The 24,772-nt window shown below is 68.8% G+C and carries 21 protein-coding genes; 11 read left to right on the forward strand and 10 right to left on the reverse strand.

All coding sequences use genetic code 11. The annotated features are described in order from the left end of the window. Positions 1 to 24: 24 nt before the first annotated feature. On the reverse strand, positions 25 to 1,170 hold the full coding sequence (locus MOM01_RS06370) for a lycopene cyclase family protein (protein WP_241384534.1): 1,146 nt from the start codon (positions 1,168 to 1,170) through the stop codon (positions 25 to 27). A gap of 137 nt (positions 1,171 to 1,307) precedes the next feature. On the opposite strand from MOM01_RS06370, the gene MOM01_RS06375 reads away from it, so the two are divergent. Both MOM01_RS06375 and MOM01_RS06380 read left to right on the forward strand, forming a co-directional pair. Further along, entirely contained in the window at positions 1,308 to 2,939 is a 1,632-nt protein-coding gene (locus tag MOM01_RS06375) for an ABC-F family ATP-binding cassette domain-containing protein (RefSeq protein ID WP_241384535.1), read from the forward strand. Positions 2,940 to 3,078: 139 nt separating this feature from the next. Continuing rightward, entirely contained in the window at positions 3,079 to 3,327 is a 249-nt protein-coding gene (locus MOM01_RS06380; protein WP_241384536.1) for a helix-turn-helix domain-containing protein, read from the forward strand. 23 nt (positions 3,328 to 3,350) lie between these two features. Here the strand turns inward: MOM01_RS06380 and MOM01_RS06385 are convergent, their stop codons facing one another. Together MOM01_RS06385 and acnA are read right to left on the reverse strand one after the other, a co-directional pair. Beyond that, positions 3,351 to 3,917 (reverse strand): TetR/AcrR family transcriptional regulator, encoded by a 567-nt coding sequence (locus MOM01_RS06385; RefSeq protein ID WP_241384537.1) that lies wholly within the window; start codon positions 3,915 to 3,917, stop codon positions 3,351 to 3,353. 103 nt (positions 3,918 to 4,020) lie between these two features. Next, positions 4,021 to 6,825 carry an aconitate hydratase AcnA gene (gene acnA / locus MOM01_RS06390; RefSeq protein ID WP_241384538.1) on the reverse strand — a complete coding sequence of 935 codons (2,805 nt, stop codon included), beginning with the start codon at positions 6,823 to 6,825 and terminating at the stop codon, positions 4,021 to 4,023. 341 nt (positions 6,826 to 7,166) lie between these two features. Here acnA and MOM01_RS06395 point away from each other — a divergent pair, with 341 nt between their 5' ends. The 8 genes from MOM01_RS06395 to MOM01_RS06430 all read left to right on the forward strand — a co-directional run bounded on the left by MOM01_RS06395 (position 7,167) and on the right by MOM01_RS06430 (position 16,140). Continuing rightward, positions 7,167 to 7,715: an Rv1476 family membrane protein gene (locus MOM01_RS06395; RefSeq protein WP_241384539.1), complete on the forward strand. Its 549-nt coding sequence runs from the start codon at positions 7,167 to 7,169 to the stop codon at positions 7,713 to 7,715. Between the two features lie 328 nt (positions 7,716 to 8,043). Continuing rightward, positions 8,044 to 9,912 (forward strand): NlpC/P60 family protein, encoded by a 1,869-nt coding sequence (locus MOM01_RS06400; protein WP_374112263.1) that lies wholly within the window; start codon positions 8,044 to 8,046, stop codon positions 9,910 to 9,912. 375 nt (positions 9,913 to 10,287) lie between these two features. Beyond that, a complete protein-coding gene (locus MOM01_RS06405) occupies positions 10,288 to 11,421 on the forward strand; it encodes an AAA family ATPase (protein ID WP_241384540.1) in 1,134 nt (377 codons plus the stop codon). Continuing rightward, entirely contained in the window at positions 11,418 to 12,377 is a 960-nt protein-coding gene (locus MOM01_RS06410; RefSeq protein ID WP_241384541.1) for a DUF58 domain-containing protein, read from the forward strand. The genes MOM01_RS06405 and MOM01_RS06410 overlap by 4 nt, the downstream gene beginning before the upstream one ends. Continuing rightward, positions 12,374 to 13,354: a VWA domain-containing protein gene (locus MOM01_RS06415; RefSeq protein ID WP_241384542.1), complete on the forward strand. Its 981-nt coding sequence runs from the start codon at positions 12,374 to 12,376 to the stop codon at positions 13,352 to 13,354. Before MOM01_RS06410 ends, MOM01_RS06415 begins: the two co-directional genes overlap by 4 nt. Before the next feature lie 65 nt (positions 13,355 to 13,419). Further along, entirely contained in the window at positions 13,420 to 14,169 is a 750-nt protein-coding gene (fabG1, locus tag MOM01_RS06420; protein WP_241384543.1) for a 3-oxoacyl-ACP reductase FabG1, read from the forward strand. Positions 14,170 to 14,237: 68 nt separating this feature from the next. Continuing rightward, complete coding sequence (inhA, locus tag MOM01_RS06425) at positions 14,238 to 15,044, forward strand: NADH-dependent enoyl-ACP reductase InhA (RefSeq protein WP_016935267.1); 807 nt, start codon at positions 14,238 to 14,240, stop codon at positions 15,042 to 15,044. 22 nt (positions 15,045 to 15,066) lie between these two features. Next, complete coding sequence (locus tag MOM01_RS06430; protein ID WP_241384544.1) at positions 15,067 to 16,140, forward strand: ferrochelatase; 1,074 nt, start codon at positions 15,067 to 15,069, stop codon at positions 16,138 to 16,140. A 35-nt stretch (positions 16,141 to 16,175) separates the two neighbouring features. Here MOM01_RS06430 and MOM01_RS06435 read toward each other — a convergent pair whose 3' ends face one another. After that, entirely contained in the window at positions 16,176 to 16,856 is a 681-nt protein-coding gene (locus MOM01_RS06435) for a winged helix-turn-helix transcriptional regulator (protein WP_241384545.1), read from the reverse strand. 166 nt (positions 16,857 to 17,022) lie between these two features. Here MOM01_RS06435 and MOM01_RS06440 point away from each other — a divergent pair, with 166 nt between their 5' ends. Further along, on the forward strand, positions 17,023 to 17,898 hold the full coding sequence (locus MOM01_RS06440; protein ID WP_241384546.1) for a class I SAM-dependent methyltransferase: 876 nt from the start codon (positions 17,023 to 17,025) through the stop codon (positions 17,896 to 17,898). On the opposite strand, the gene MOM01_RS06445 is transcribed toward MOM01_RS06440, so the two are convergent. The 6 genes from MOM01_RS06445 to MOM01_RS06470 all read right to left on the reverse strand — a co-directional run bounded on the left by MOM01_RS06445 (position 17,834) and on the right by MOM01_RS06470 (position 24,742). Continuing rightward, on the reverse strand, positions 17,834 to 18,436 hold the full coding sequence (locus MOM01_RS06445) for a histidine phosphatase family protein (RefSeq protein WP_241384547.1): 603 nt from the start codon (positions 18,434 to 18,436) through the stop codon (positions 17,834 to 17,836). The genes MOM01_RS06440 and MOM01_RS06445 overlap by 65 nt on opposite strands. Further along, positions 18,433 to 19,533: an ABC transporter ATP-binding protein gene (locus tag MOM01_RS06450; protein WP_241384548.1), complete on the reverse strand. Its 1,101-nt coding sequence runs from the start codon at positions 19,531 to 19,533 to the stop codon at positions 18,433 to 18,435. Before MOM01_RS06450 ends, MOM01_RS06445 begins: the two co-directional genes overlap by 4 nt. A gap of 42 nt (positions 19,534 to 19,575) precedes the next feature. Next, positions 19,576 to 21,243 (reverse strand): ABC transporter permease, encoded by a 1,668-nt coding sequence (locus tag MOM01_RS06455; RefSeq protein WP_241384549.1) that lies wholly within the window; start codon positions 21,241 to 21,243, stop codon positions 19,576 to 19,578. Further along, entirely contained in the window at positions 21,227 to 22,264 is a 1,038-nt protein-coding gene (locus tag MOM01_RS06460; RefSeq protein WP_241384550.1) for an ABC transporter substrate-binding protein, read from the reverse strand. The genes MOM01_RS06455 and MOM01_RS06460 overlap by 17 nt, the downstream gene beginning before the upstream one ends. Before the next feature lie 35 nt (positions 22,265 to 22,299). Further along, positions 22,300 to 23,772, reverse strand: a complete 1,473-nt coding sequence (locus tag MOM01_RS06465; protein WP_241384551.1) for a tyrosine-protein phosphatase — start codon at positions 23,770 to 23,772, stop codon at positions 22,300 to 22,302. 115 nt (positions 23,773 to 23,887) lie between these two features. Further along, positions 23,888 to 24,742, reverse strand: a complete 855-nt coding sequence (locus tag MOM01_RS06470; RefSeq protein WP_241384552.1) for a MurR/RpiR family transcriptional regulator — start codon at positions 24,740 to 24,742, stop codon at positions 23,888 to 23,890. Positions 24,743 to 24,772 lie beyond the last annotated feature (30 nt).

A 24,772-nucleotide genomic window follows, 5' to 3' on the forward strand; every position in this document is an offset into this window, starting at 1 on the left:
GAGCACGCGGGAAACCCGCGAAAGTCATCGCCCGCCGGGTCGAGACGTTCGCCACAGCGGAAGCGAGCGCAGGATCGTGCCGCGCAACGGCGCCGGCAGCACGCGGAACAGTCGCCACATGGTGGTGGCCACGCCCGCCGCATCGTTGCGTCCCGACAGATAGGCGCGTTGCGCCGCGACCGGCAGAGCGAAGAACGCGTCGAAGAACTCGGCCACGCCGTCACCGTCGAGGCGCAGCAGCACCCGCAGTCCCATCCGTCGCAGCATCGCGACCTCACGGGACCGGGTCGTCCACAGCACACGCTGCGGATCCGTGCCGTCGCGCATCGCCTCGACCACGGCGTCGGCGCAGGACAGTGCAGTCGCTACCGCGTAGCCGGTCGCCGGGTGCATGAGACCGCCCCGGGCACCGTAGCCGATCACCCCGGGAGCGACCGATTCTCCCTCCACGGCGAACCGCACCCGCTCGACATCCTCGTCGCCGTCGATCCGAACTCCGCGCGCCGCGAGCCGGATCCGCAGACGTCGTTCGAGTTCGCCGAGTCCGAGCGCGGGGCGGCCCACCAGGCACGTCTCCTCGAGGATCGTGCGTCCGCCACCCACCGGCACCGCGTACAGGAACGACGGGACATCGTCGGGAGCCGTCCCGTTGTCGCGGCGCCAGTCCATGAACCACGCGGCCTGTCCGTCGAGCGCCGGTGCCGCGATCGCATCGTCGACGATCAGGCCGAATGCCGTCTGCTGGGCGCGGTGCGATCGTGCGGGAACTCCTCGCGCGTCGACGATGTGGCGGGCACCGAGACGGCGCCCGTCCGTGAGGGTGGCACCGTCCGCGTCCACCGTGCGGGCCCGGCCGGTGACCATGGTCACCGCATCGAGTGCGAGGAAGTCCTGCAGCCGTCCGGTGTCGAGCACACGGTAGGCGCGCCCGACAGCGCGAGGACCGTGCGTCCACACCGCGGGAGTGGAGACGGCCGCCGCCACGACGGCCGGGGGCAGCCAGTCGGGGAGTTCGTCGGCCCAGGCGGCATAGGTCGCGGTCCAGCGGCGATGCGGCTGCGGGTCGACGGCCGTCACCGTCAGTCCGGCCGCGGCAGCGCGGAAGGCGAGGGCACGGCCGGCCGGACCGAGCCCGACCACGAGAACGTCGGGGGACGAGGGATCGGTCACGGCGCCAGCCTAGGTGAGACGACGTAGTGCATCTCACCGCAGGAGCACGGCCGCGCCACGGTAAAATGAGTGGTTCGTGTGCCCGGCGTCCGCCATCATGGCACCCATCCGACTGCCTTTTCCCTAGGAGCCCGTGCGTGATCACCGCTACCGACCTCGAAGTCCGCGCAGGCGTGCGGACCCTGCTCACCGCTCCCGGCTCGGGGTTGCGGGTGCAGGCGGGGGACCGGATCGGACTCGTGGGGCGCAACGGTGCCGGCAAGACCACCACCCTGCGCATCCTCGCCGGTGAGGGTGAACCCTATGCGGGCACCGTGATCCGCTCGGGCGACATCGGTTACCTGCCGCAGGATCCGAAGGAGGGCAACCTCGACGTCCTCGCCAAGGACCGGGTGCTCTCCGCGCGAGGTCTCGACGAGATCCTGCGCGGCATGGAGAAGCAGCAGGCGCTCATGGCCGAAGCGGTGGACGAGAAGATCCGCGACCGCGCCGTGCGGAAGTACGGTTCGCTCGAGGAACGCTTCGCGACCCTCGGCGGATACGTCGCCGAGTCCGAGGCCTCCCGCATCTGCCACAGTCTCGGTCTGCCCGACCGTGTCCTCGGTCAGCCGCTTCGCACCCTCTCCGGCGGTCAGCGTCGCCGTGTCGAACTGGCCAGGATCCTGTTCGCCGCCTCGGACGGCTCCGGCGGGAAGTCGGAGACGACACTGCTGCTCGACGAGCCGACGAACCATCTCGACGCCGATTCGATCACGTGGCTGCGTGGGTTCCTGCAGAACCACGACGGCGGACTCGTCGTGATCAGTCACGACGTCGAGTTGCTCGCGGACGTGGTGAACAAGGTGTGGTTCCTCGACGCGGTGCGCGGAGAGGCCGACATCTACAACATGGGCTGGAAGAAGTATCTGGACGCGCGGGCCACCGACGAGGCGCGTCGCCGGCGCGAGCGCGCGAACGCGGAGAAGAAGGCGTCCGCGCTGCAGAAGCAGGCGGCCAAGCTCGGGGCCAAGGCGACCAAGGCGACCGCCGCGCAGAACATGGCCAAGCGGGCGGAGAAGCTCCTCGCCGACCTCGACGACGTGCGGGTCGCCGACAAGGTGGCCAAGATCCGGTTCCCCACGCCCGCCGCGTGTGGCAAGACCCCGCTGATGGCGAAGGAACTGACCAAGGTCTACGGCTCGCTGGAGATCTTCACGGGCGTGGATCTGGCGATCGACAGGGGCAGCCGGGTCGTGGTCCTCGGACTCAACGGTGCCGGCAAGACCACCCTGTTGCGGCTGCTCGCCGGTGTCGAGCAACCGGATCTGGGAGAACTCGTGCCGGGACACGGGCTGAAGATCGGCTACTTCGCTCAGGAACACGACACCATCGACGACGCGGCGACGGTGTGGGAGAACATCCGCCACGCCGCGCCGGATGCCGGCGAGCAGGATCTGCGGGGCTTGCTCGGCGCGTTCATGTTCACCGGGCCGCAGCTCGAACAGCCCGCCGGCACTCTCTCCGGTGGTGAGAAGACGCGTCTGGCACTGGCCGGTCTGGTGTCCTCCGCGGCGAACGTGCTGCTGCTCGACGAGCCGACCAACAACCTCGATCCGGTCTCGCGTGAGCAGGTTCTCGACGCTCTGCGCAGTTACGAAGGCGCCGTCGTCCTGGTCACCCACGATCCGGGCGCAGCGGAGGCGCTCGATCCCGAACGGGTGATCCTGCTTCCCGACGGAACCGAGGACCACTGGTCGCAGGAATACCTCGAACTGATCCAGCTCGCCTGATTCTCGCGGATCCGCGCTCGATCGGCTCTGCTGATCGGATCCGCGCTCGATCGGCTCTGCTGATCGGATCCGCTTCGCGCAGCCGCGCGGTCCTCTAGCCTGGGAGCAGGGCCTTTGGCGGAGGTGCAGGGAGGATCCGATGGCGCGAAGTTCCGATGGAGAGACGACCTACGCGAAGGGGGCCCGGGTCACGGGGGAATCGCGGGACCGCTTGCAGGAGGAACTCAAGCGTCGTTACGAGGAGGGCGCAAGTATCCGCACCCTGGCACACGAGACCGGTCGTTCCTACGGTTTCGTGCACAACGTCCTCGTGGAATCCCAGGTGAGGTTGCGTGGACGCGGCGGTCCGAACCGCCGGCGAGCGGCCCAGAGCGACGAGAAGGTGTGAGCGTCGTCCGCGTGACGTGACGGTCAGTCGCGGCGGCGGACGGATTCCTCGACGAGATCGAGGACCGCGCCGAGATCCTGTTCGGCGTGCCCGGATGCGAGGCGGGCGATGAGTCCGTCGAGGACGAGGTCGAGATAGCCCAGCAGCACTTCGGTCGGTACGTCGTCGCGCAGCCGACCGGCTTCACGCTGGCGTTCGAGGCGTCCCACGGTGGCTTCGGTGAGCTCTGCCGAGTGCTGTGTCCATGCCTTCGCGAATTCGGGATCGGTTCGCAGGCGGCGCGTGATCTCGAGTCGTGTTCCCAGCCAGTCGAACTGGTCGGGTGAGGACAGCATGTCCCGCATGACCTGGACGAGACCCTCGCTGGCCGCGACGTCCGCCATGCGCTTCGCGTCTTCCTGGGCGAGCGCGAGGAAGAGACCGTCCTTGTCCTTGAAATGGTGGAAGATCGCTCCCCGGGAGAGTCCCGTGGCGTCTTCGAGCAGTCGTACGGTCGCGCCGTCGTAGCCGTACTCGGCGAAGCAGCGGCGGGCACCGTCGAGGATCTGCCTGCGGCGCGCGGCGAGATGGTCCTCACTGACCTTGGGCACGAGCCACATCCTTTCGCTCGGGGAGACGGCGGGCCCGAGACGAAGTCTCGTCCCGGGCCCGCCGCTCGCACACCGGTGTGGCCCGTGGGCCACGCGAGTGCTGCTAGCCGCGGATCATGTTCCGCAGCACGTACTGCAGGATGCCGCCGTTGCGGTAGTAGTCCGCCTCGCCGGGGGTGTCGATACGGACCACGGCGTCGAATTCGACCTTCTCGCCGTTGTCCTTGGTCGCGGTGACCTTGACGGTCTTCGGCGTGACGCCCTCGTTGAGCTTCTCGATGCCCTCGATGTCGAAGACCTCGGTGCCGGTCAGGCCCAGGGACTTGGCCGACTCGCCCGCCGGGAACTGCAGCGGGATGACGCCCATGCCGATGAGGTTCGAGCGGTGGATGCGCTCGAACGACTCGGTGATGACGGCCTTGACGCCGAGCAGGCGGGTGCCCTTGGCTGCCCAGTCACGCGAGGAACCCGAACCGTACTCCTTGCCACCGAGGACGACCAGCGGGATTCCGGCCTCCTGGTAGTTCTGCGCGGCGTCGTAGATGAACGCCTGCGGGGCACCGTCCTGGGTGAAGTCGCGGGTGTAGCCACCGGAGACACCGTCGAGCAGCTGGTTCTGCAGACGGATGTTCGCGAAGGTACCGCGGACCATCACCTCGTGGTTGCCGCGACGCGAACCGAGCGAGTTGTAGTCCTTGCGCTCGACACCGTGGGCGTCGAGATACTGCGCGGCGGGGGTACCCGGCTTGATGGGGCCGGCCGGGCTGATGTGGTCGGTGGTCACCGAATCGCCGAGCAGCGCGAGCACACGCGCACCCTTGATGTCGGAGACTGCATCCGGATCCATCGTCATGCCGTCGAAGTACGGAGCCTTGCGGACGTACGTCGAGTTCTCGTCCCACGCGAAGGTGTCGCCCTCCGGGGTGGAGAGGTTCTGCCAGCGCTCGTCGCCCTTGAAGACGTCGGCGTAGGACTTGCGGAACATGTCCTGGCTGATCGCGGACTTGATGGTGTCGTCGATCTCCTGGGCGGAGGGCCAGATGTCCTTCAGGAAGACGTCGTTTCCGTCGGTGTCCTTGCCCAGCGCGTCGGTCTCGAAGTCGAAGTCCATCGTGCCCGCGAGCGCGTACGCGATGACCAGCGGCGGCGAGGCCAGGTAGTTCATCTTCACGTCGGGGGAGATGCGACCCTCGAAGTTGCGGTTGCCCGAGAGCACCGCGGTCACCGACAGGTCGTTGTCGTTGACGGCCTTCGAGATCTCCTCGGGCAGCGGGCCGGTGTTACCGATGCAGGTGGTGCAACCGAAGCCACCGAGGTAGAAGCCGAGCTTCTCGAGGTACGGCCACAGGCCGGCCTTCTCGTAGTAGTCGTTGACGACCTGCGAACCCGGAGCCATGTTGGTCTTGACCCACGGCTTGGTGGACAGGCCCTTCTCGACGGCGTTGCGGGCGAGCAGCGCGGCGCCGAGCATGACCGACGGGTTGGAGGTGTTGGTGCAGGAGGTGATGCCCGCGACCACGACGGCGCCGTGGTCGAGGACGAACTCGCCGCGCTCCTCCGAGACGACCTTGACCGGCTTCGACGGACGGCCGTGGGAGCCGTTGGCAGCCGAATGGACGTCGACGGCACCGTCGTCCGCGAAGGACAGCACGGCCGGGTCGGACGCCGGGAAGGTCTCCTCGACGGCCTCGTCGAGCTTGGTGTGCTCGGCCGGAAGGTTCTCCTCCACGTAGTTGTGGATGTCCTTGCGGAACGCGACCTTCGACTCCGACAGCAGGATGCGGTCCTGCGGGCGCTTCGGGCCGGCGATCGACGGGACGACCGTCGACAGGTCGAGCTCGAGGTACTCGGAGAACTCGGGCTCGCGGCTCGGATCGTGCCACAGGCCCTGCTCCTTGGCGTACGCCTCGACGAGAGCGAGCTGCTCGTCGCTGCGGCCGGTCAGGCGCAGGTAGTTGATGGTCTCACCGTCGATCGGGAAGATCGCTGCGGTGGAACCGAATTCGGGGCTCATGTTGCCGAGGGTCGCGCGGTTGGCGAGGGGAACCTCGGCGACACCGGCACCGTAGAACTCGACGAACTTGCCGACGACGCCGTGCTTGCGCAGCATGTCGGTCACGGTGAGCACGACGTCCGTTGCGGTCACGCCCGGATTGATCTCACCGGTGAGCTTGAAGCCCACGACGCGCGGGATGAGCATCGAGACGGGCTGGCCGAGCATCGCGGCCTCTGCCTCGATGCCGCCGACACCCCAGCCGAGCACACCGAGGCCGTTGACCATGGTGGTGTGCGAGTCGGTGCCGACGCAGGTGTCCGGGTACGCCTGGCCGTTACGGACCATGACGGTCGGGGCGAGGTACTCGATGTTGACCTGGTGGACGATGCCCATGCCGGGCGGGACGACGCGGAAGTCGTCGAAGGCGCCCTGGCCCCAGCGGAGGAACTGGTAGCGCTCGCCGTTGCGCTCGTACTCGAGGTCGACGTTGCGCTCGAGGGCGTCGGCGCGACCGAAGTAGTCGAGGATCACCGAGTGGTCGATGACCATGTCGGCGGGGGAGAGGGGGTTGACCTTGTTGGGGTCGCCACCCAGGGTGGTGACGGCCTCACGCATGGTGGCGAGGTCGACGACACAGGGGACGCCCGTGAAGTCCTGCATGATCACGCGGGCAGGCGTGAACTGGATCTCGATGCTCGGGTCGGCGGAGGGATCCCAGTTGGCGATGGCCCGGATGTGATCGGCCGTGATGTTGGCACCGTCCTCGGTGCGCAGCAGGTTCTCGGCCAGGACCTTCAAAGAGTAAGGAAGTTTCTCGGTGCCGGGGACGGCCGACAGGCGGAAGATCTCGTACGAGTTGTCTCCGACCTGCAGCGAACCCTTGGCGCCGAACGAATCACTACTGGTGCTCACGTCAGCTCCACTCGTCGTTTCGGCTCGCCGCCGACGGGGCTGTGTCGACGGCTGAAGCGAGGCACACGACATCCGTCCGGGCCCGTGGTCCGGATACTGCCGTCGTGGCGTCTCGCACTCGATTCTAACAGTACGCTTGTCCTGTATTGAAGCGAAGGCGGGTGCGCCCGACCGGCGGCAGCGCCTCGGGTCATCGGCCCAGCTCGCGATATGTGCCGGACGGCGCGGCCCCCCGATCGCGTAGTGTTCTCCACTGCCGCACGGGTGTGGTGGTGCTGTGCCGTTCTCGAGCGGCCCGGCCCCGCGAGCTCCCGGATCCTGCCCAGCACCACCGGAGAGAGATGTCTGCGCCACTGCTTCGCATACCGGGTCCTGCGCTCACGGATCTTCCCGCCGGGGTCTCCGTCGAGCAGGTACTCACCGATCTCGCCGACGATCAGGTCGCCGCCCCGCCGCAGTACGTGGACGACCTCGTCGCCGAGGTTCGCCGTGCGCAGGAGCACGGCGTGGACCTGAGCGTGGTCGTGCTCGACCGGGATCCTCGCATCGATTCGCAGCTGCGCGACCTCGCGACCGAGGTCGGCACCGAGGACGGCGGCACCGTGCTCGTCCTCAGCCCCGGATGGGTGGGAACGTACAGCGAGGATCTCGACCGGGTCACCCTCGAAGCTGCGCAGGACCGCACCTACACCGGGGATCCTGTGGTGTCCACGCGTAATTTCGTCGATTCGGTGCTCGAGCCGTCCCCGCCCTGGACCCTGTTGACTCTGCTCATCGTGGCGCTCGTCGCGCTGACGGCCGGAGCGACCTATCTGGCCAAACGACGCCGTGCGGAGAATTCCGCGCACGACGCCGGAGCCGAGGAGTCCTCGCCGGCCGGGACTTCCTGACGTCCCGCTCGCCTCACGCCGCGCAGCCTCCCACGGCGGCGGGGGACGAACACACAGCAGATCGGTGAGGATAACCGTCCGCTGTTCCGCCCGGCGACCTTTCCGGCGATCTTCGTGACTGTCATGCGACCGACCCCGTGGTGTCGTACGGTTCACATGACGCTCTTGGGGAAGGTGTGTCACAACCCGGCTCGTGGGGACGCTGTCCACGACCGGTGTACGACGGCAGCGTGTGAACCGTGGGAACCCACGGTGCGCGATGCTGCCTGCCTTCCTCGGGTGGTCCGGCCGGATGTCTCGGCCGCAGGTGCGACCGAGGGAGACGGAAGTGAGACGGTTCGGTATCCACGGGGGGATTCCGCGGCGGTCCGGGTCGGGGAGCGTCGGTACGGCGATCGTCGAGGCCGGTCCGGCAGCGGACCCGCCCCTGCGGCACAGATCTCCGCGCATGCGTACCGGGCGGCTTCTCGCCGGTTTCGGGCTGGTCACGGCTGTGATGCTGGCGATCACGAGTACCGCCGGCGCGGTGCCGCCACCCCCCAACCCGTCCGACACGGAGATCGATCGTGCCGGGGCCGCGGTCGCATCGGATATCGATCGCGTCGGAGGGTTGATCGTCCGGATCGCCGACGCCGACCAGCGTCTCGCGGAACTCGACGCGCAGGTGGCGATCAAGCGGGAGGACGTCAACCGTGCTCTCGTCGATCTCCAGGTCGCCCGCGACGCCGCCGATCTCGCGGAGCGCGCGGTCGCCGAGTCCCGTCGTGCTCTCGAGGATGCGGCCGGTCGGATCGCGGCTGCACAGAAGGATTTCGACGCCTTCGTCCGCGACAGCTACACCCGCGGCGCGAACTCGGTGTCGCTCTCGGCCTTCCTCGATGTGAACGGTCCCGACGACCTGCTCGACCGGGCCCAGGTCATGCGGGTGTTGTCGGCCGGGCGCACTGCCGTGCTCGATGCACTCCAGCGTGCCCGGGCGACCGAAGCCAACTCCCACTCGCGTGCGCGCGCGGCCAAGATGGAAGCGGATGCGGCGACGGCAGCAGCGGAGCAGCGCAAGACCGAGGCCGAATCCGCGATCGTGGTCGCACGGTCGGCACTCGACCAGCAGGCCGCCGAGAAGTCCCGCATCGAGCAGGAGCGTGCCGGCGCGCAGACCGAACTCGACCTGGCGCGTGCGAACGTCGCCGGTCTCGAAGGGCAACGCGCGCAGTATCTGGATTGGGAGCGCCGTCGCGCAGCCGAGGAAGCAGCCGCGGCAGCCGCTGCGGAGACCGCCCGTGTCGCTGCCACGGAGGCCGCCGGCCGCGTCGCCGCGGACGCCGCGGCCCGGGCACGCGCGGCCGAACTCGCGAGCGGCCGGCGGCCGCACACGCTGATCGAGGATGCGCCGGCCGGTGGTGGGGTCGCCGATGACACCGAAACGGGGGATCTCGACACCGAGACGGAGGCGCCGGGCGAGGGTAGTGGGACGGTGTCGCCGGGCGAGGGTAGTGGCACGGTATCGCCGGGCGACGGGGACGCGGGAACCGTTCCCGACGACAGCGATGCCGGGTCGCCCGGCGAGGACGTCGTGGCCACTCCGGACGACGACGAGACCATCCCCGGGGAAGAGGACGGCACCGGCAGCGACGAGGGCGATATCGATTGGGAGAACCCCGATCCCGGTGATCCGGTGGTGGAGATACCGGGGTCCGGGACCGGCGGAACGGGTGCTCGGCCCTCGACGCCCGGTTCGGCCCCGCAGACGCCGACGCGTCCGAGTCTCACGGGCGCAGCCGCGATAGAGATCGTCGTCGATCGCGGACTGTCCCAGATCGGCGTCCCCTACGCGTGGGGCGGCGGAAACGAGAACGGCCCGACCCGCGGTATCCGTGACGGTGGCGTGGCCGACGTCCACGGGGATTTCGCCAAGGTCGGCTTCGACTGTTCCGGTCTGATGATCTACGCGTTCGCAGGCATCGGGATCTCGCTGCCGCATTACACGGGCTACCAGTACACGGCAGGCACGCAGGTCCCGTCGTCGCAGATGAGGCGGGGTGACATGATCTTCTACGGACCCAACGCGAGCCAGCACGTCGCGTTGTATCTCGGCAACGGGGAGATGCTCGAAGCGCCGCAGTCGGGATCGTATGTGAAGATCTCGCCGGTACGCTGGGACGGAATGACACCGTACGTGGTGCGCATGGTGTCGTGACGGCAAGGTTGCCGCGGCCGGGCCAGTGCCGTGGACGGGTGCTCGCATCCGGCCGGTACCGAAGGCGCCCTCCCGGTCGACGCCGGGGTGACGGCACACCGAGCCGACACCTGCCATAGTGGTGCGGCAGGTGATTTCCAGCGGAGCGACGTAGGCGAAAGCGGTGGATTGTTGGTGACCTCACGCGAGGGTGGGACGTCCGGTTCGGCAACGCCGGGCAACCCGGGTGGCAATTACGGACCGAAGAACAACCAGGCTGCGACCGATCAGGCTGCGGCGGGTGCCGCACCGGCGTCGACGGACGCGCCCGCCCAGGGCACCCGACCCGACACGGCGAGCACGAACACCGGCTCACCGGCTCCGAAGAGTCCTGGTGTGAACACTACGAAGTCCGGTGGCGCCCCCGCGAAGGCCTACGATCCGGCCGACGACGTCCGCCTCCTCGAACGGGCGATCTACGAGGTCAAACGCGTGATCGTCGGCCAGGACCTGCTGGTCGAACGGATGCTCGTCGGGGTCCTCGCCCGTGGACACGTGCTGCTCGAGGGCGTCCCCGGTGTGGCGAAGACGCTGGCCGTCGAAACCTTCGCGAAGGTCGTCGGTGGGTCCTTCTCTCGCGTTCAGTTCACCCCGGATCTCGTCCCGACCGATCTCGTCGGTACCCGGATCTACCGGCAGGGTCGCGAGGAGTTCGACACCGAACTCGGTCCCGTCGTCGCGAACTTCGTGCTCGCCGACGAGATCAACCGTGCGCCGGCGAAGGTGCAGTCGGCGCTGCTCGAGGTGATGGCGGAACGGCACGTCACCATCGGCGGCAGGACGTTCCCGATGCCGGAACCCTTCCTCGTGATGGCGACGCAGAACCCCATCGAGAACGAGGGCGTGTATCCGCTGCCGGAGGCGCAGCGCGATCGGTTCCTGTTCAAGGTGCTCGTCGACTATCCGACGGTCGAGGAGGAACGCGAGATCGTCTACCGGATGGGTGTCGCGGCGCCCGAGCCGAAGCAGGTGCTCGACAACGAACAGCTCCTGCGGTTGCAGAAGATCGCCGGCCGTGTATTCGTGCACCATGCGCTCGTCGACTACGTCGTGCGCGTCATCTTCGCGACCCGTCAGCCCGGTGAGCTCGGTCTGCACGACGTGCAGGGGTGGATCGCGTACGGTGCGTCGCCCCGCGCGACGCTGGGCATCATCTCCGCCTCGCGCGCGCTGGCGTTGGTGCGGGGCCGGGACTATGTGGTGCCGCAGGACATCATCGACATCATCCCCGACGTGCTCCGTCACCGTCTCGTCCTGTCCTACGACGCACTCGCCGACGACGTGTCCGCCGATCGGATCATCACCCGCATCCTGCAGACGGTCGGCCTCCCGCAGGTCGCTCCGCAGGCGAATGTGCCGGTGCCCCCCGGCGTGCCCGGTCCGCAGCAAACCGTCGATCCTCGCACGGGGGGCGCCCCGCAGGCGCCCGTCGGTGTCCCCGGTCCGCAGGGAGGTGCGGGCCCGCGGTGAGCACACGTCCTCACGACGGGTCGCCACCGCGGTTCCGGTCCGGTGAGCTGCGCGATCCCGCGCTCACCGCGGCGCTTCGCACGCTCGAGCTGACCGTGCGCCGGCGTCTCGACGGCGTGCTGCACGGCGACCATCTCGGCCTGATCCCGGGGCCCGGTTCCGAACCGGGAGACGCCCGCGAGTACCAGCCGGGCGACGACGTCCGTCAGATGGACTGGTCGGTCACGGCCCGCACGACACATCCGCACGTGCGCCAGACCGTGGCGGACCGGGAACTCGAGACCTGGCTCGCCGTCGACCTGTCGGCCAGCCTGGACTTCGGCACCGGCATGTGCGAGAAGCGCGACCTGGTGGTTGCGGCGGTGGCGGTGCTCGCTCATCTGACCATCGGCGGCGGGAACCGGATCGGGGCGGTGATCTCCACCGGAGACGACACCGTCCGGGTACCCGCCCGCGGTGGGCGACTGCACGCCCAGTCCCTGCTGCGGACGGTCGCCACGACCCCGCATCCGCCGGACGGCACGCGCGGTGATCTGCGGGGTGTCGTCGAGGCACTGCGACGCCCGCAGCGTCGGCGCGGGCTCGCCGTCGTGGTGAGCGACTTCCTGGGCCCGCTCGACTGGGAACGTTCCCTGCGGGCGCTGTCCGGACGTCACGAACTGCTCGCCGTCGAGGTTCTCGACCGCCGGGATCTCGAGCTTCCCGACCTCGGTGACGTGGTCCTGCACGACCCGGAAACGGGCCGCACCCGCGAGTTCACCACCACCCCGGAGTTGCGAGCGGACTATGCGCAGGCGGCAGCTGAGCACCGCGCCGCCGTGCACCAGGCCCTGCGCAGTTGTGGTGCTCCCGTCCTCACGCTGCGCACCGACCGCGACTGGATCGGCGATGTGGTGCGATTCGTCGCGGCTCGTCAGCACAGCTACGGCGCTGCCGCACGGCAGGGGGGACGATGAGCCTGTCCGGTTTCACTTCACCCTGGTGGTTGCTGCTGCTGTTCGTCGTCGCCGCCCTGGCCGCGGGATACGTGCTGGTCCAGCGCCGGCGTCAGGCGAACACATTGCGCTTCACCAATCTCGAACTGCTCGAGAAGGTCGCGCCCGCCCGTCCCGGACGCGCCCGGCACATTCCGGTCGCCCTGTTGCTCGTGGGCCTGGTCTTCCTCACGGTGGCGCTCGCCGGTCCCACTGCCGAGCAGAGGGTGCCCCGCAACCGGGCCACGGTGGTTCTCGTCATCGACGTGTCGTTGTCGATGGAAGCCACCGACGTCGCGCCCACCCGCCTGGCGGCGGCGCAGGAGGCGGCCAAGCAGTTCGCCGACGACCTGACACCCGGCATCAATCTGGGTCTGGTCGCGTTCTCGGGCACCGCCTCGGTGCTGGTCTCGCCGACCACCAATCGCGAGGCGACCAAATCCGCAATCGACAATCTGCAGCTCAGTGAGCGCACCGCGACCGGCGAGGCCATCTTCACCGCGATGCAGTCCATCGACACGCTCGCCGCGGTGCTCGGGGGCAGCGATCAGGCGCCGCCCGCGCGGATCGTGTTGCTCTCCGACGGCAAACAGACCGTCCCCGAGAGCCCGGACGATCCCCGCGGCGGGTTCACCGCGGCGAGGCAGGCCGCAGAGAAGGGCATCCCGGTCTCGACCATCTCCTTCGGTACCCAGACGGGCACTGTCACGATCGAGGACGACCGGATCCCGGTGCCGGTCGACGATCCCTCGCTCAAGGAGATCGCGAACCTGTCCGGGGGAAGCTTCTTCACAGCAGCGAGCCTCGAAGAGCTCGAGGACGCCTACAACACCCTCGAGGAGCAGATCGGGTTCGAGACGACGCGCGGGGACGCCAGCCGTCCCTGGCTGATGCTGGGAGCGCTGTCCGTGATCGCGGGCCTCGTCACGGCCATGGTGCTCCGCCAGCGGCTGCCCTGATCCGCCTTGTGCCCACTCACGGAGCGTTTTCCGTCCTCGACCTGCCACCAGATAGGTTGGAGCGCATGACTGACGCAGAAAGTGCCGCAGCCTCCCCGCGTGCGGGTGTCACCCCCCGGTCCGTCCTCGTCACGGGCGGAAACCGCGGAATCGGCCTGGCCGTCGCCCGTCGACTGCAGGCGGACGGCCACAAGGTCGCTGTCACGCACCGTGGATCCGGAGCGCCCGACGGCCTGTTCGCTGTGCGATGCGACGTCACCGACACCGAGTCGGTGGACGCAGCGTTCACGGAGGTCGAAGAACATCAGGGGCCCGTCGAGGTGCTCGTCGCCAATGCGGGTATCACCGACGACACCCTGCTGATGCGGATGACCGAGGAGCAGTTCACCTCGGTGATCGACGCGAACCTCACCGGCGCCTTCCGGTGCGCCAAGCGCGCGAACCGCGCGATGCTGCGAGCCCGGTGGGGCCGCATGATCTTCCTCGGCTCGGTGGTCGGCCTCGCCGGGCAGGCAGGCCAGATCAACTACGCCTCGTCGAAGGCCGGTGTCATCGGTCTCGCCCGGTCCGTCACCCGAGAGCTCGGTTCACGTTCGATCACGGCCAATGTCGTCGCTCCCGGGTTCATCGAGACGGACATGACCGCAGACCTGTCCGACGAACTGCGCGACACCGCGAAGAAGTTCATCCCGCTGCAGCGCCTCGGCAAGCCCGAGGACGTCGCCGCGGTCGTCAGCTTCCTCGCGTCCGACGACTCCGCCTACGTCTCCGGCGCCGTGATCCCGGTCGACGGCGGCATGGGCATGGGTCACTGAGGGCGTAGCGGACCACACCGGCGGTCGCGCCGACCACATTCGAATCTCACTGGAGGACCGACACACTCATGGGCGGACTGCTCGAGGGTAAGACCATTCTCGTCACCGGCATCATCACCGATGCCTCGATCGCCTTCCACACCGCGAAGGTCGCGCAGGAACAGGGCGCGAAGGTGATCATCACCGGCTTCGAGCGACTGCGGCTGATCGACCGCATCGCGCAGCGTCTCCCGCAGCCGGTGCCGCCGGCGATCAGCCTCGACGTGCAGAACCAGGAGGATCTCGACGGTCTGGCCGACAAGATCCGCGAACTCGCTCCGGAAGGGATCGACGGCGTCGTCCACTCGATCGGCTTCGCGCCCCGGTCCTGCCTGGGCAGCCCCTTCCTCGATGCGCCGTGGACGGACGTCGCGGTGGCCCTCGAGGTGTCCGCCTATTCCTACGGTGCGCTCGCCAAGGCGGTCCTGCCCGTGATGAACGAGGGCGGTTCGATCGTCGGAATGGACTTCGATCCTTCCCGCGCCGTCCCGTTCTACAACTGGATGGGCGTATCCAAGGCGACACTGGAATCGGTGAACCGCTACGTCGCGAAGGAGGTGGGCCCGCGCGGCATCCGGTCCAATCTGGTCGCCGCAGGCCCGATCAAGACGCTCGCCGCCAAGGCCATCGCCGGCGACGCGACCGGTCCGGGCGCCGAGATGAACCGGCTCAACGAGGGCTGGTCGGCGGCGTCCCCGATCGGCTGGGACGTCGACGACCCGACTCCTGTGGCGAAGACCGTGTGTGCCGTCCTGTCCGACTGGCTACCCGGCACCACGGGCTCCATCGTCTACGTCGACGGTGGATTCCACTCCCAGGTCGGCTTCGGCGGCTGACCGTCCGACGGAAGGCACTGGCATGGCGAACACCCCCGAGGCGTACGACGCAGTGATGCTGCTGTCGTTCGGTGGCCCGGAAGGTCCGGGCGACGTGAGACCGTTTCTCGAGAACGTCACTCGCGGACGCGGAATCCCGCCCGAGCGACTCGACGAGGTCGCGGAACACTATCTGCACTTCGGGGGTGTGTCGCCGATCAACGCCCTCAACCGGGCGATCATCGACGCGGTCCGTGCCGAGTTCGACGCCCATGACATCGACCTGCCGGTCTACTTCGGCAACCGCAACTGGCACCCGATGATCGAGGACACCGTCGCCCGGATGCGCGACGACGGTGTGCGCAACGCACTGGTCTTCGCGACGTCCGCGTGGGGCGGCTATTCGGGATGCAGGCAGTACCACGAGGACATCGCCCGGGCCCGGGGCGCCGTCGAGGAGGCGCCGCGACTGACGAAGCTGCGGCAGTTCTACGATCATCCGCTGTTCCTCGACGCCGTCGCCGACGCAGTGCGGGCGGCCCGCACAGAGCTTCCGGACGACGTGCGCGACACCGCGCGGCTGGTCTTCACGGCGCACTCCGTCCCGACCGCATTCGACGCCACCGGCGGTCCCCCGGAGGAGGGCGGACATCTCTACAGCCGGCAGGTCGCCGAAGCCGCACGCCTGGTGGCCGAGGCGCTCGGCGAAGACGACTACGACCTGGTGTGGCAATCCCGCTCGGGCCCGCCGCAGGTGCCGTGGCTCGAACCCGACATCGTCGATCACATCGACGACCTGCACGAACGTGGCGTCGGTGCGGTCGTCGTCGTGCCGGTCGGATTCGTCTCCGACCACCTCGAAGTCGTCTGGGATCTGGATACCGAAGCCCGCGATCGTGCCCGTGAACTGGGCATGGCGTTCGTCCGGGCGGCGACGCCCGGAACCGATCCGCGGTTCGCGCAACTCGTGCGCGAACTCGTGGAGGAGCAGCGCGACGGAGTCGCCGCCCGTCGTCGGGGGACCGAGCCGTTGCTCGGAGCCGGATGCGACGGAAGCCTGTGCGCCGTGGCGTGCTGCGAGCCCCCGAAGCGTCCGTCCCGGCCTGCGGCGAACTGATCTGCGGTCCCGCCGGTCCCGCCCGGCACCCGGCATCACAGGGAGTGGCGTGCGGCGGACGCCGCGAGTGGGGAGACGAACCAGCGCGGCAGCGACCGGCGTAGCGCACTCGGGCCGTCGACCCTCACGGTCCGCGACGCTATCGCGCCGTACCAGGTGGCGTCGCCGCGCCAGATCTCGGTGAGCTCACGCAGTCCTGCCGTGACCCGGACCGACACCTCGAAACCCGGATCCGTGTCGCACACGTCGACCTCGTCGTCGGTGATCACGAGCCACCACCGGCGCGACGCGGTGGAGACGGCAGGAAAGACGAACTCGACGACCGCGCGCCGGACCGGGACCGCGGTGTGGTCGACGTTCCGGTGCATGTCCCACATCAGCAGCCGCGGGTCGAGGTCGGCGTCGCCGAGCGTTCCCGTCCACCGCGTTCCCCAGGCGCCGAACGCGGCGACGACGGTGTCCAGGTCGCGTCCCGCCGGGGTGAGCACGTAGCGCACATCGGTACCGTCTCCGAGTCGCTGCACGATGCCCGCCGCCGCGAGCTGATGCAGCCGCTTCGACAGCAGGGTCGGGGACATGTGCGGCAGACCCCGCCGCAGGTCGTTGAAGTGCTCGCTGCCGAGTACGAGTTCGCGCACCACGAGCAGGGTCCACCTCTCGTCGAACAGTTCCATCGCCTTGGCGACGGGGCAGAACTGGTGGTAGGGCGGGCCCATGATCGGATGGTAGGCCCGCCGGCCCACCACGACCAGCACGAACGGGTGGCATTGCGGTACAGATTGTGTACTGGAGGACAAGGTCGGCGCCTTCCTAGAGTCGAACTGTGGCCCGGTCCCGCCGCGCGGCACCGACACCGGGTCGTTTCGACGGAAGGACATTCCGATGACCGACATCTCGACGACATCCGAAGCCGACCGTGCCCTCAAGTCCGAGCACAGGGCGATGTGGGCTCTCGGCGACTATCCGGCGGTGGCGACCCAGGTCATCGCCGAACTCGGACCCGTACTCGTGGCCGCAACCGGGATCGGCCCGGAGGACCGTGTCCTGGACGTCGCAGCGGGATCGGGCAACGCCTCGATCCCGGCGGCGCTCACCGGAGCGACCGTCGTCGCCACGGATCTGACACCCGAACTGTTCGACGTCGGGCGACGTGACGCCGAATCGGCCGGGGCGAGCCTCGAATGGCGGGAAGGGGACGCCGAGGCGCTGCCGTACCCCGATGCGAGCTTCGACGCGGTGATCTCGTGCGTGGGCGTGATGTTCGCGCCGCACCACGGGATCGCCGCCGATGAACTGCTCCGTGTAGCCCGGCCGGCCGGACGTCTGGGCGTGCTGAGTTGGACGCCGGGCGGTTTCGTCGGACAGATGTTCGCGACGATGAAGCCGTACGCTCCGCCACCCCCGCCCGGTGCGCAACCGCCACCCCTGTGGGGCGACGAAGCGCATGTACGTCGGCTTCTCGGTGACCGGGTCAGCGATCTGGCGGTACACACCGCGAAGCTGCGCGTCGACCGGTTCGAGACCGGAGCGGATTTCCGGGACTTCTTCAAGGCCGCCTACGGACCGACGATCGCGGTGTACCGCAACATCGCGGACGACGAGAATCGCGTCGCGGCTCTCGACCGGGACCTGCTCGAGCTCGCGCGGCGCTTCGACCTCGGCGGGGGCGTCATGGACTGGGAGTATCTGCTGGTCACGGCGCGGCGGAACCGACCTGCACGGACCGAGCGTCCAACTCCGGCACGGCGACACGATTGACCGATCGCACCGTCCACCGGTCCGTGCGGTCGAGCTCACTGACCGCACCGTTGACGATGCGCGGCGCCGGTGAGGACGACAGTTCGCCGAGCACGGCGCGGATGAGGGCGCCGTGGGCGACCACCACGATGCGGCAATGCGGGTGTGTCGCGACGATCTCGTCGAGGGCACGCAGGCCCCTCGCGGCCACCGCGGCGAGCGGTTCGAGTCCGGGGAACCTCCCGTCGGGCCAGCGTGCTCCGGCATCGTCGCGGGTCAGCCCTTCGGCGTCGCCGTAGGCACGCTCGGCCAGGCCCGGGATCGTTCCCGCCACTCCGACACCGAGGTGAGCGGCCACGATACGACCCGTGTCGTAGGCACGCGACAGTGGGGAGGTCACGACGGTATCCCAGGGGGACGTTCCGAGCATGCGCGCAACTTCCCGTGCCTGCCTCCGCCCGATCTCGTCGAGGGGGATGTCGGTGCTTCCCTGCAACAGGCCCCGGCGGTTCCAGTCGGTGCGTCCGTGGCGCACGAGCGCCAGTCGAGTCGTGCTCATCGTGCCGTGGCGGCCAGGAGAGCCGGTCCGGGTACCCGATCGGTCTCGGGCCCGCAGTCCGCGTAGAACAGTGCCCGGCGGATGGACAGGCCCACACGATCTCCGGCGACGGGTCGGAAACCCGGCACGGCACAGCGGAATTCGACACCTCGGCACGCGACGACCACGTCGCCGGCCTCCCGTCCGAAGAGTGACGACATCACGATTCCCTGCAGCCGAGCATCCTGCGGGGAGGTCACGGCGATGTCGCCGGGCAGCACCGCGAGCGTTCCTCGACCGAAAGCGCTGTCCGGCAATCTGTCCCGATGCACGTCGACTGTACCGTCGTCGCTGACGAAACCGTCCGCCGACGCCGTGCCCGTCAGCAGATTCGCATCGGACAGGAACGAGGCGACGAAGGCGGAGCGGGGCCGGAGTACGAGCTCCTCAGGGGCGCCCACCTGCCGGATGCGACCGCGATCGAGCACCACGACGCGATCGGCGAGCGCGAGTGCCTCGGCGCGATCGTGAGTCACGTGGATCACGGTGAGCTGCTGGGCGCGTGTGAGGGTGCGCAGTTCGAGACGGAGTCGGTCGCGGAGCGGTTCGTCGAGGGCGGACAACGCTTCGTCGAGCAACAGTGCACGAGGCCGGCCGGCGAGGGCCCGTGCGAGTGCGACCCGCTGGCGCTGACCGCCGGACAGGGTCGCCGGATCACGGTGCTCCATCCCCGGGAGCCCGACCAGGTCGAGAACTTCGGAGATCCGCTCGGCGCGTCGGGCACGCGGGACCTTCGCGATCTCGAGGGGATAGGCGACGTTGCGGCCCACGTTCCGGTGCGGCCAGATGGCATGGTTCTGGAAGACCATGCCCAGCCGGCGCTTCTCCGGCGGCACGCTCCGGGCGCCGTCCGCGACGACGTCGTCACCGAGCCGGACCGTTCCGGCGGTGGGGTCCAGAAAGCCGGCAACGGTGCGCAGCAGGGTGGTCTTCCCGGAGCCGGACGGTCCGACGAGGGCGACGAACTCGCCGTCGCGTACCTCCAGGTCGATTCCGGACAGTCCTGCGGTCCCGTCGGGAAAGAGCAGGTCGACACCTGCGAGGGTGATCGCGGACATGGAGATTCTCCGATCTGTGAGTTGTTCGGCTCTGTGAGTGGTTCAGCGGCCCGCGCGGGAAGCCGTGACCGCACCGAGGCCGGCGATCCCCACGAGCGCGACGAGCAGGGACAGAGCCGATGCGGCGTTGTAGTCGCCCGCCTGCTGCAGGTTGAAGATCGATACGCCGAGCGTCTGGGTGCCCGGCGCGACGAGCAGCACCGACATCGTCAGTTCGCGCACCGCGGTCACGGCGACGAGTACGCCTCCGGTCACGGCGGCCGGTACGGTCATCGCCCACGGCACGTCCCGCAGTGCCCGCAGACGTGATGCGCCGGACGTGCGCGCCGCTTCTTCGAGAGATTCGGGCGCGGTGGACAGCGGGGCGCGCACGGCCTGGACGACGATCGCGAGGAAGGCCGTGACATAGGCGCACAGGATCACCCATCGCGTGTCGAACAGGCCCGTGTACCGGCCGAGGACGAGCCATCCGACAGCGATGACGAGGCCGGGCACGGCCTGGGGGAGCATCACCGCCAGATCGAGACCCGCGTTGTCGCGGGAACGGGTGCGGGTGGTGAGAACCCCGACCGCCGACCCGACCACCGCGCACACCACGCCGGCGCCCACGGCGAGCATCAGCGAATTCCGGACACCGACCACGGTTCCCGGCGCCGTCACCGCCGTCACGATGCTGTCGACCGTAAGGTTCTGCCACGTGAACGGCACACCCGGCGCCGGGAGCAGAGCCTGCGTCGCGAGCGCGAGGATCGGCAGCACGGTCAGAGCGACCCCCGTTCCCCAGGCCGCGATCGTGGTCGGGACACGGGCGTGTCCGAGGCGGAGCGGCTGCGGTGCGGTGACCGGACCGTCGAGTTGCCGGCGTCTGCGGGACAGCCGACGGTCGGCGAGGACGGCGAGCACCGCGAGTGCCAGCAGAGCGACACCGATCGTGGACACGACCTCGAGGGGTCGATCCACCGTTCCCGACTGGATGTAGCGGTAGACCATTGTCGACAGCGTGGTGTACCGCTCGGGCAGGCCGATCAGTGCGGGGATCCCGAAGTCGGCGAGATTGCCCACCGCGGTGAGAGTGAACGCGGCCAGCAGCGCGGGTCGGAGCAGCGGGATCGTCACCGTCGACATCGCCCGCCACGGCGATGCACCACCGATGCGCGCCACCTGCTCGAGATCGCCGGGGATCCTGCGCAGTCCGGTGGAGACGATGAGATAGGCCATCGGATACGAGTGCACCGTCAGCAGGAACACCACGCCGTCGCCGCCGTAGATGTTCCACAGCGGGTCGCCGAACCGGTCTGTCCAGAAGCGGTTGATCATGCCGCTGGGGCCGAGCAGTCCCGTCCAGGCGATCGCCCCGACGAAGGGAGGAACGAGCAGCGGTGACAACAGCAGCAGGCGCAGGACTCCCCGTCCGGGGAGATCGGTCCGGTCGAGCAGCAGTGCCATCGCGGTGGCCAGTGCCACGGCGAACACCGCCGACAGGCCCGCGGAGACGACACTGTTCACCGCGGCTCCGGCGATGTCGTCGTCGACGAGCTGCCCGATGTGCCGCCCGTTCGCGCCGAGCGAGAGGACGGTCGCGAGTGGGGCGACGATCACCGCAGCGACGAACAGCCACAACGCGATCCGTACACCGAGGACGGGGTCGGTCCGCCGTCCGGACGATGTCCGGGTGACGGTCGGAGAATCGCGATCAACCGAGGAGGTCATCGAACTTCCGGACCGCCTCGTCCTGGAGGTCGGTGATCGTCCGCAGATCGGGGGTCAGCAGCGTGAGTTCCGACAGTGCGGGAGCACCCTCCGGGGTACCGACATCCGCGCGCACCGGCAGGTACTGCTGGGACACCGCGATCTCCTGGCCCCGTCTGCTGACGAGGAAGTCGACGAACTCCTGGGCGGCCTCGACGTTGTCGGAGTCGTCGAAGATGCCGGCGGGCTGGGTGATGTAGGGGACCCCGTCGGTGGGATAGGACAGCGCGATCGGTGAACCCTTCGCCGCGAGTTCCCGGACGAGATAGTCGACGACGATGCCGACCGGCTGCGTACCGGCCGCGACCGCCTGCCCGACAGGGCCGTTGCTTTCGGCGACGGTCGGCTCGTTCGCCGCCAGCTCCGCGAGCCACTCCTCACCGAGTCCGGGGGTGTCGAGCCAGACCGCGGTGGTGAAGGCCGCGGCGCCGGAGACGTTCGGGTTGGGCAGCGTGATACGACCGAGATAGGACGGATCGGTGAGATCCTTCCACGAGGTCGGCGGAGAATCGATCGCCGTCGTGTTGTAGGCGATGACGGTCGGAATGACGCGGGTGCCGACGTAATATCCTTCCGGGTCGACGACGCCGGGGTTCATCGCATCCGCGTCCGCGGGCGTGTACTGCCGAAGCAGCCCGTCGAGCTTGTAGTTCTCGAAGGTCGGTGCGTCCGCGGCGAGCAGCACGTCCGCACCGATCTCGCCGGTGGTGCGCTCGGCCTCGATCCGGGCTGTGAGGTCGCCGGTTCCGGCGCGGAAGACCTCGACACCGATGCCGGTCTCGGCCTCGAACTCCGCCACGAGTTCGTCGATCTTGGCTTGGGGCTCCGAGGTGTAGACCGTGATGGTCCGGTTCGGGTCTCCGGAGGACGGTGCTCCGGGCGTGGCGGTGTCGGAGGCGGCCGGCTCCGAGCATCCCGCGAGGGTGAACGCGGCGACCGTGCCGAGGGCGGCGACCGAGACGAGGCAGGGAAGTGGTCTCACTGATAGCTCCTGGATGTGTGGTAGGGCAGTGGGGGTCAGGGCGCGGTGACGGTGAGCGTGGGACTCGACCGGAACAGGACGTCGGGAGTACGCAGGCCGACCGGCAGTGCGCGGACACCGGTGGGGGAACACTGCACGAGCGAATAGGCGGGTTCGTCGAACGCGACGACCGAGTGGCCCGGTGTGCCGACGTCCTGCAGGTAGGCGAGCGAACTGCCGACCCAGAGAGGGACACCGGCAAAGACACCGCTCATCGGATGGTGGAAATGGCCCGCGAGGATCGCGGAGACATCGGAGCCGTGCAGCACCGCCGCGAGGTCCCCGGTGCGACCGAGTTCCCGCCCCTCGAGCGTGGCAGCGGGCGACGGCACCGGCGGGTGGTGCATCGCGAGCACCGTCCCGTACGGAGCGGGCGTCGCGAGTTCGTGCGACAGCCGGGCGAGCTCGTCGGGCGGAAGCACTCCCGAACTCGTGTCCACACCGAGGATCCGGAATCCCCGCACGTGCTCCACGGGATTCGTGCCGAACGCCGCTGCGAAGGCTGCCGGATCGTCGTGGTTGCCGGGTACCACGAGCACCGGGCAATCGAGTCGCGCGCGGATCCCGGCGAAGATCTCGGTCAGTCGCGAATAGGCGGAGACCGCACCGTGATGGACGAGATCGCCTGTGACCACGACGATGTCGGGGCGCAGTCGCGATCTCGATTCTCGGTCGGCCACCTCGAGCAAGCGTTCCGCGACGTCGATCCCGGCGAACGGATCCTCGCGATCGCTCGCATGGATGTCGCTCAGGTGCAGGACCGTCAGTTCCGGTGACCCGAACAGTCGTCTGCGCAGGGCGGCGAGATCGTCCGGGGTGAAGCCGTGGGCAGCGAGATATCCCGTGACCGATCCGTGTCGCCGGCGAATGTGATCGAGCGCCGACTTCAGGGCCGATGCCGGGGAATCCAGGTGCAGCTCCACGGATTCCGCGTACTGCGCCGGGTCGAGCGCCAGATCGGAGAGCAGAATCCGCACCGCATCCTCGCGGTACGGCCGCAGCCGGGGCCCCGAGCACGCATAGTCGTCGAGGATCGCCGAGTCGGGTACGCCCGCCGCGGCCGACGCCACTGCGACGACGAGTCCGGTGCGGTCCTTGCCTGCGGTGCAGTGCACGAGCACCGGGGCGGGAGAGTGCGCGAGCGCCCGGACGGCGTCGGTGAGAGCGGAGCCGCGCTCGTCGAGCAGGGTGCGGTAGATCGCGGTGATCTCGCCGCTTCGGGGTGGGCCGGTCAGCGGGTCGTAGAGCGGATGGTGCAGGACGTTCCAGGATGCGGTGACGGTCTTCCCCGATCGCTCGCGGGTGTCCCGCAGATCGATGACCGTTCGAATACCTATCTGCCCCAGTGTCTTCCGACCCTCTTCCGTCAGGTGGTCGAGTGTGGCGGAACGGAACAGCCGGCCGGGGGTCAGGTACGGCCCCGATACCGAGCGCACATTGAACACGCCGTCGACCTCGATGGACTCCACGATTCGCCTCTCCCACTGTTCCACTGGCTCCGGAACACCGTTCCGGCAAGGCATATCGTGGGCGGTCCGGCCGAACGTCCGACCCCCTGGCCCGGAACGGACGCTGTCGAACGGGTTAACAATCGGGGAGTGTGTCGGTCCGCGCTGCCGCCACCACATCGTGGGCGCCGGTGTGAACCTCCGGATGCTCCGGGTGGGCGAGCACGGCTCGTTGCAGCGCATACAGGATCGTGCTCTGGGTCACGCGAGCCGAGAACGAGTCCGTTTCGTTCTCGTGGGCACCTGCGCCGGTGATCAGCACGTGGTCCGAGATACGTGTCAGTGGCGTGCTCGGGTAGCTCGTCACCGACACGATCGTCGCACCGCGTTCGTGTGCGGCGGTACACGCCCGGAGGGTGTGTGTGTTCGCGCCCGAATAGCTGACCGCCAGACACAGGTCGTCGGCGGTCAGGAGCCGGGCCGAGAACTGCTGACCGAGAATGTCGACCGGAGCCTCGACGCTGCGACCGGCCGTGGTGAAGCGCAGGGCCGCGTCCTGGATCGGCGGCGACGAGAAACCGTTTCCTACCAACAGGATCCGGCGGGCTCTCACGACGAGGTCGACGACCTGCGCGAAACCGGCCTCGTCGACGGTCGCGCGGGTCGCGGTGAGCGCTTCCGTCGCGGCCGAGAACGCCGAATCCAGAGGAGTGACAGGAGTTTGCTCGGGATCCGTTGTGACCCGTGCCAGTTCGAGACGAAGATGGTGGAAACCGCGGAAACCGAGACTCTGGCAGGCGCGGACGACGGTCGCCGGGGAGGTGCCCGATGCAGCCGCCAGTTCGGCGGTGGACAACTCCACCGCCGCGGCGGGCTCGGTCAACACGGTGCGCACGACGCGCTGTTCGCCGGGTCCGAGTGTCGCGAGGCCGGAGCGCAGACGGGCGAGGGTGGCGCTCGAGCGCCAGGATCGGTCGGAAGGATGCGACATGTCGGAAACCGTCCTGTTCGTCCCCACGCC

The organism is Rhodococcus sp. CH91, from assembly GCF_022554085.1.
In the GTDB taxonomy this organism is placed as follows: Bacteria; Actinomycetota; Actinomycetes; order Mycobacteriales; family Mycobacteriaceae; genus Rhodococcus.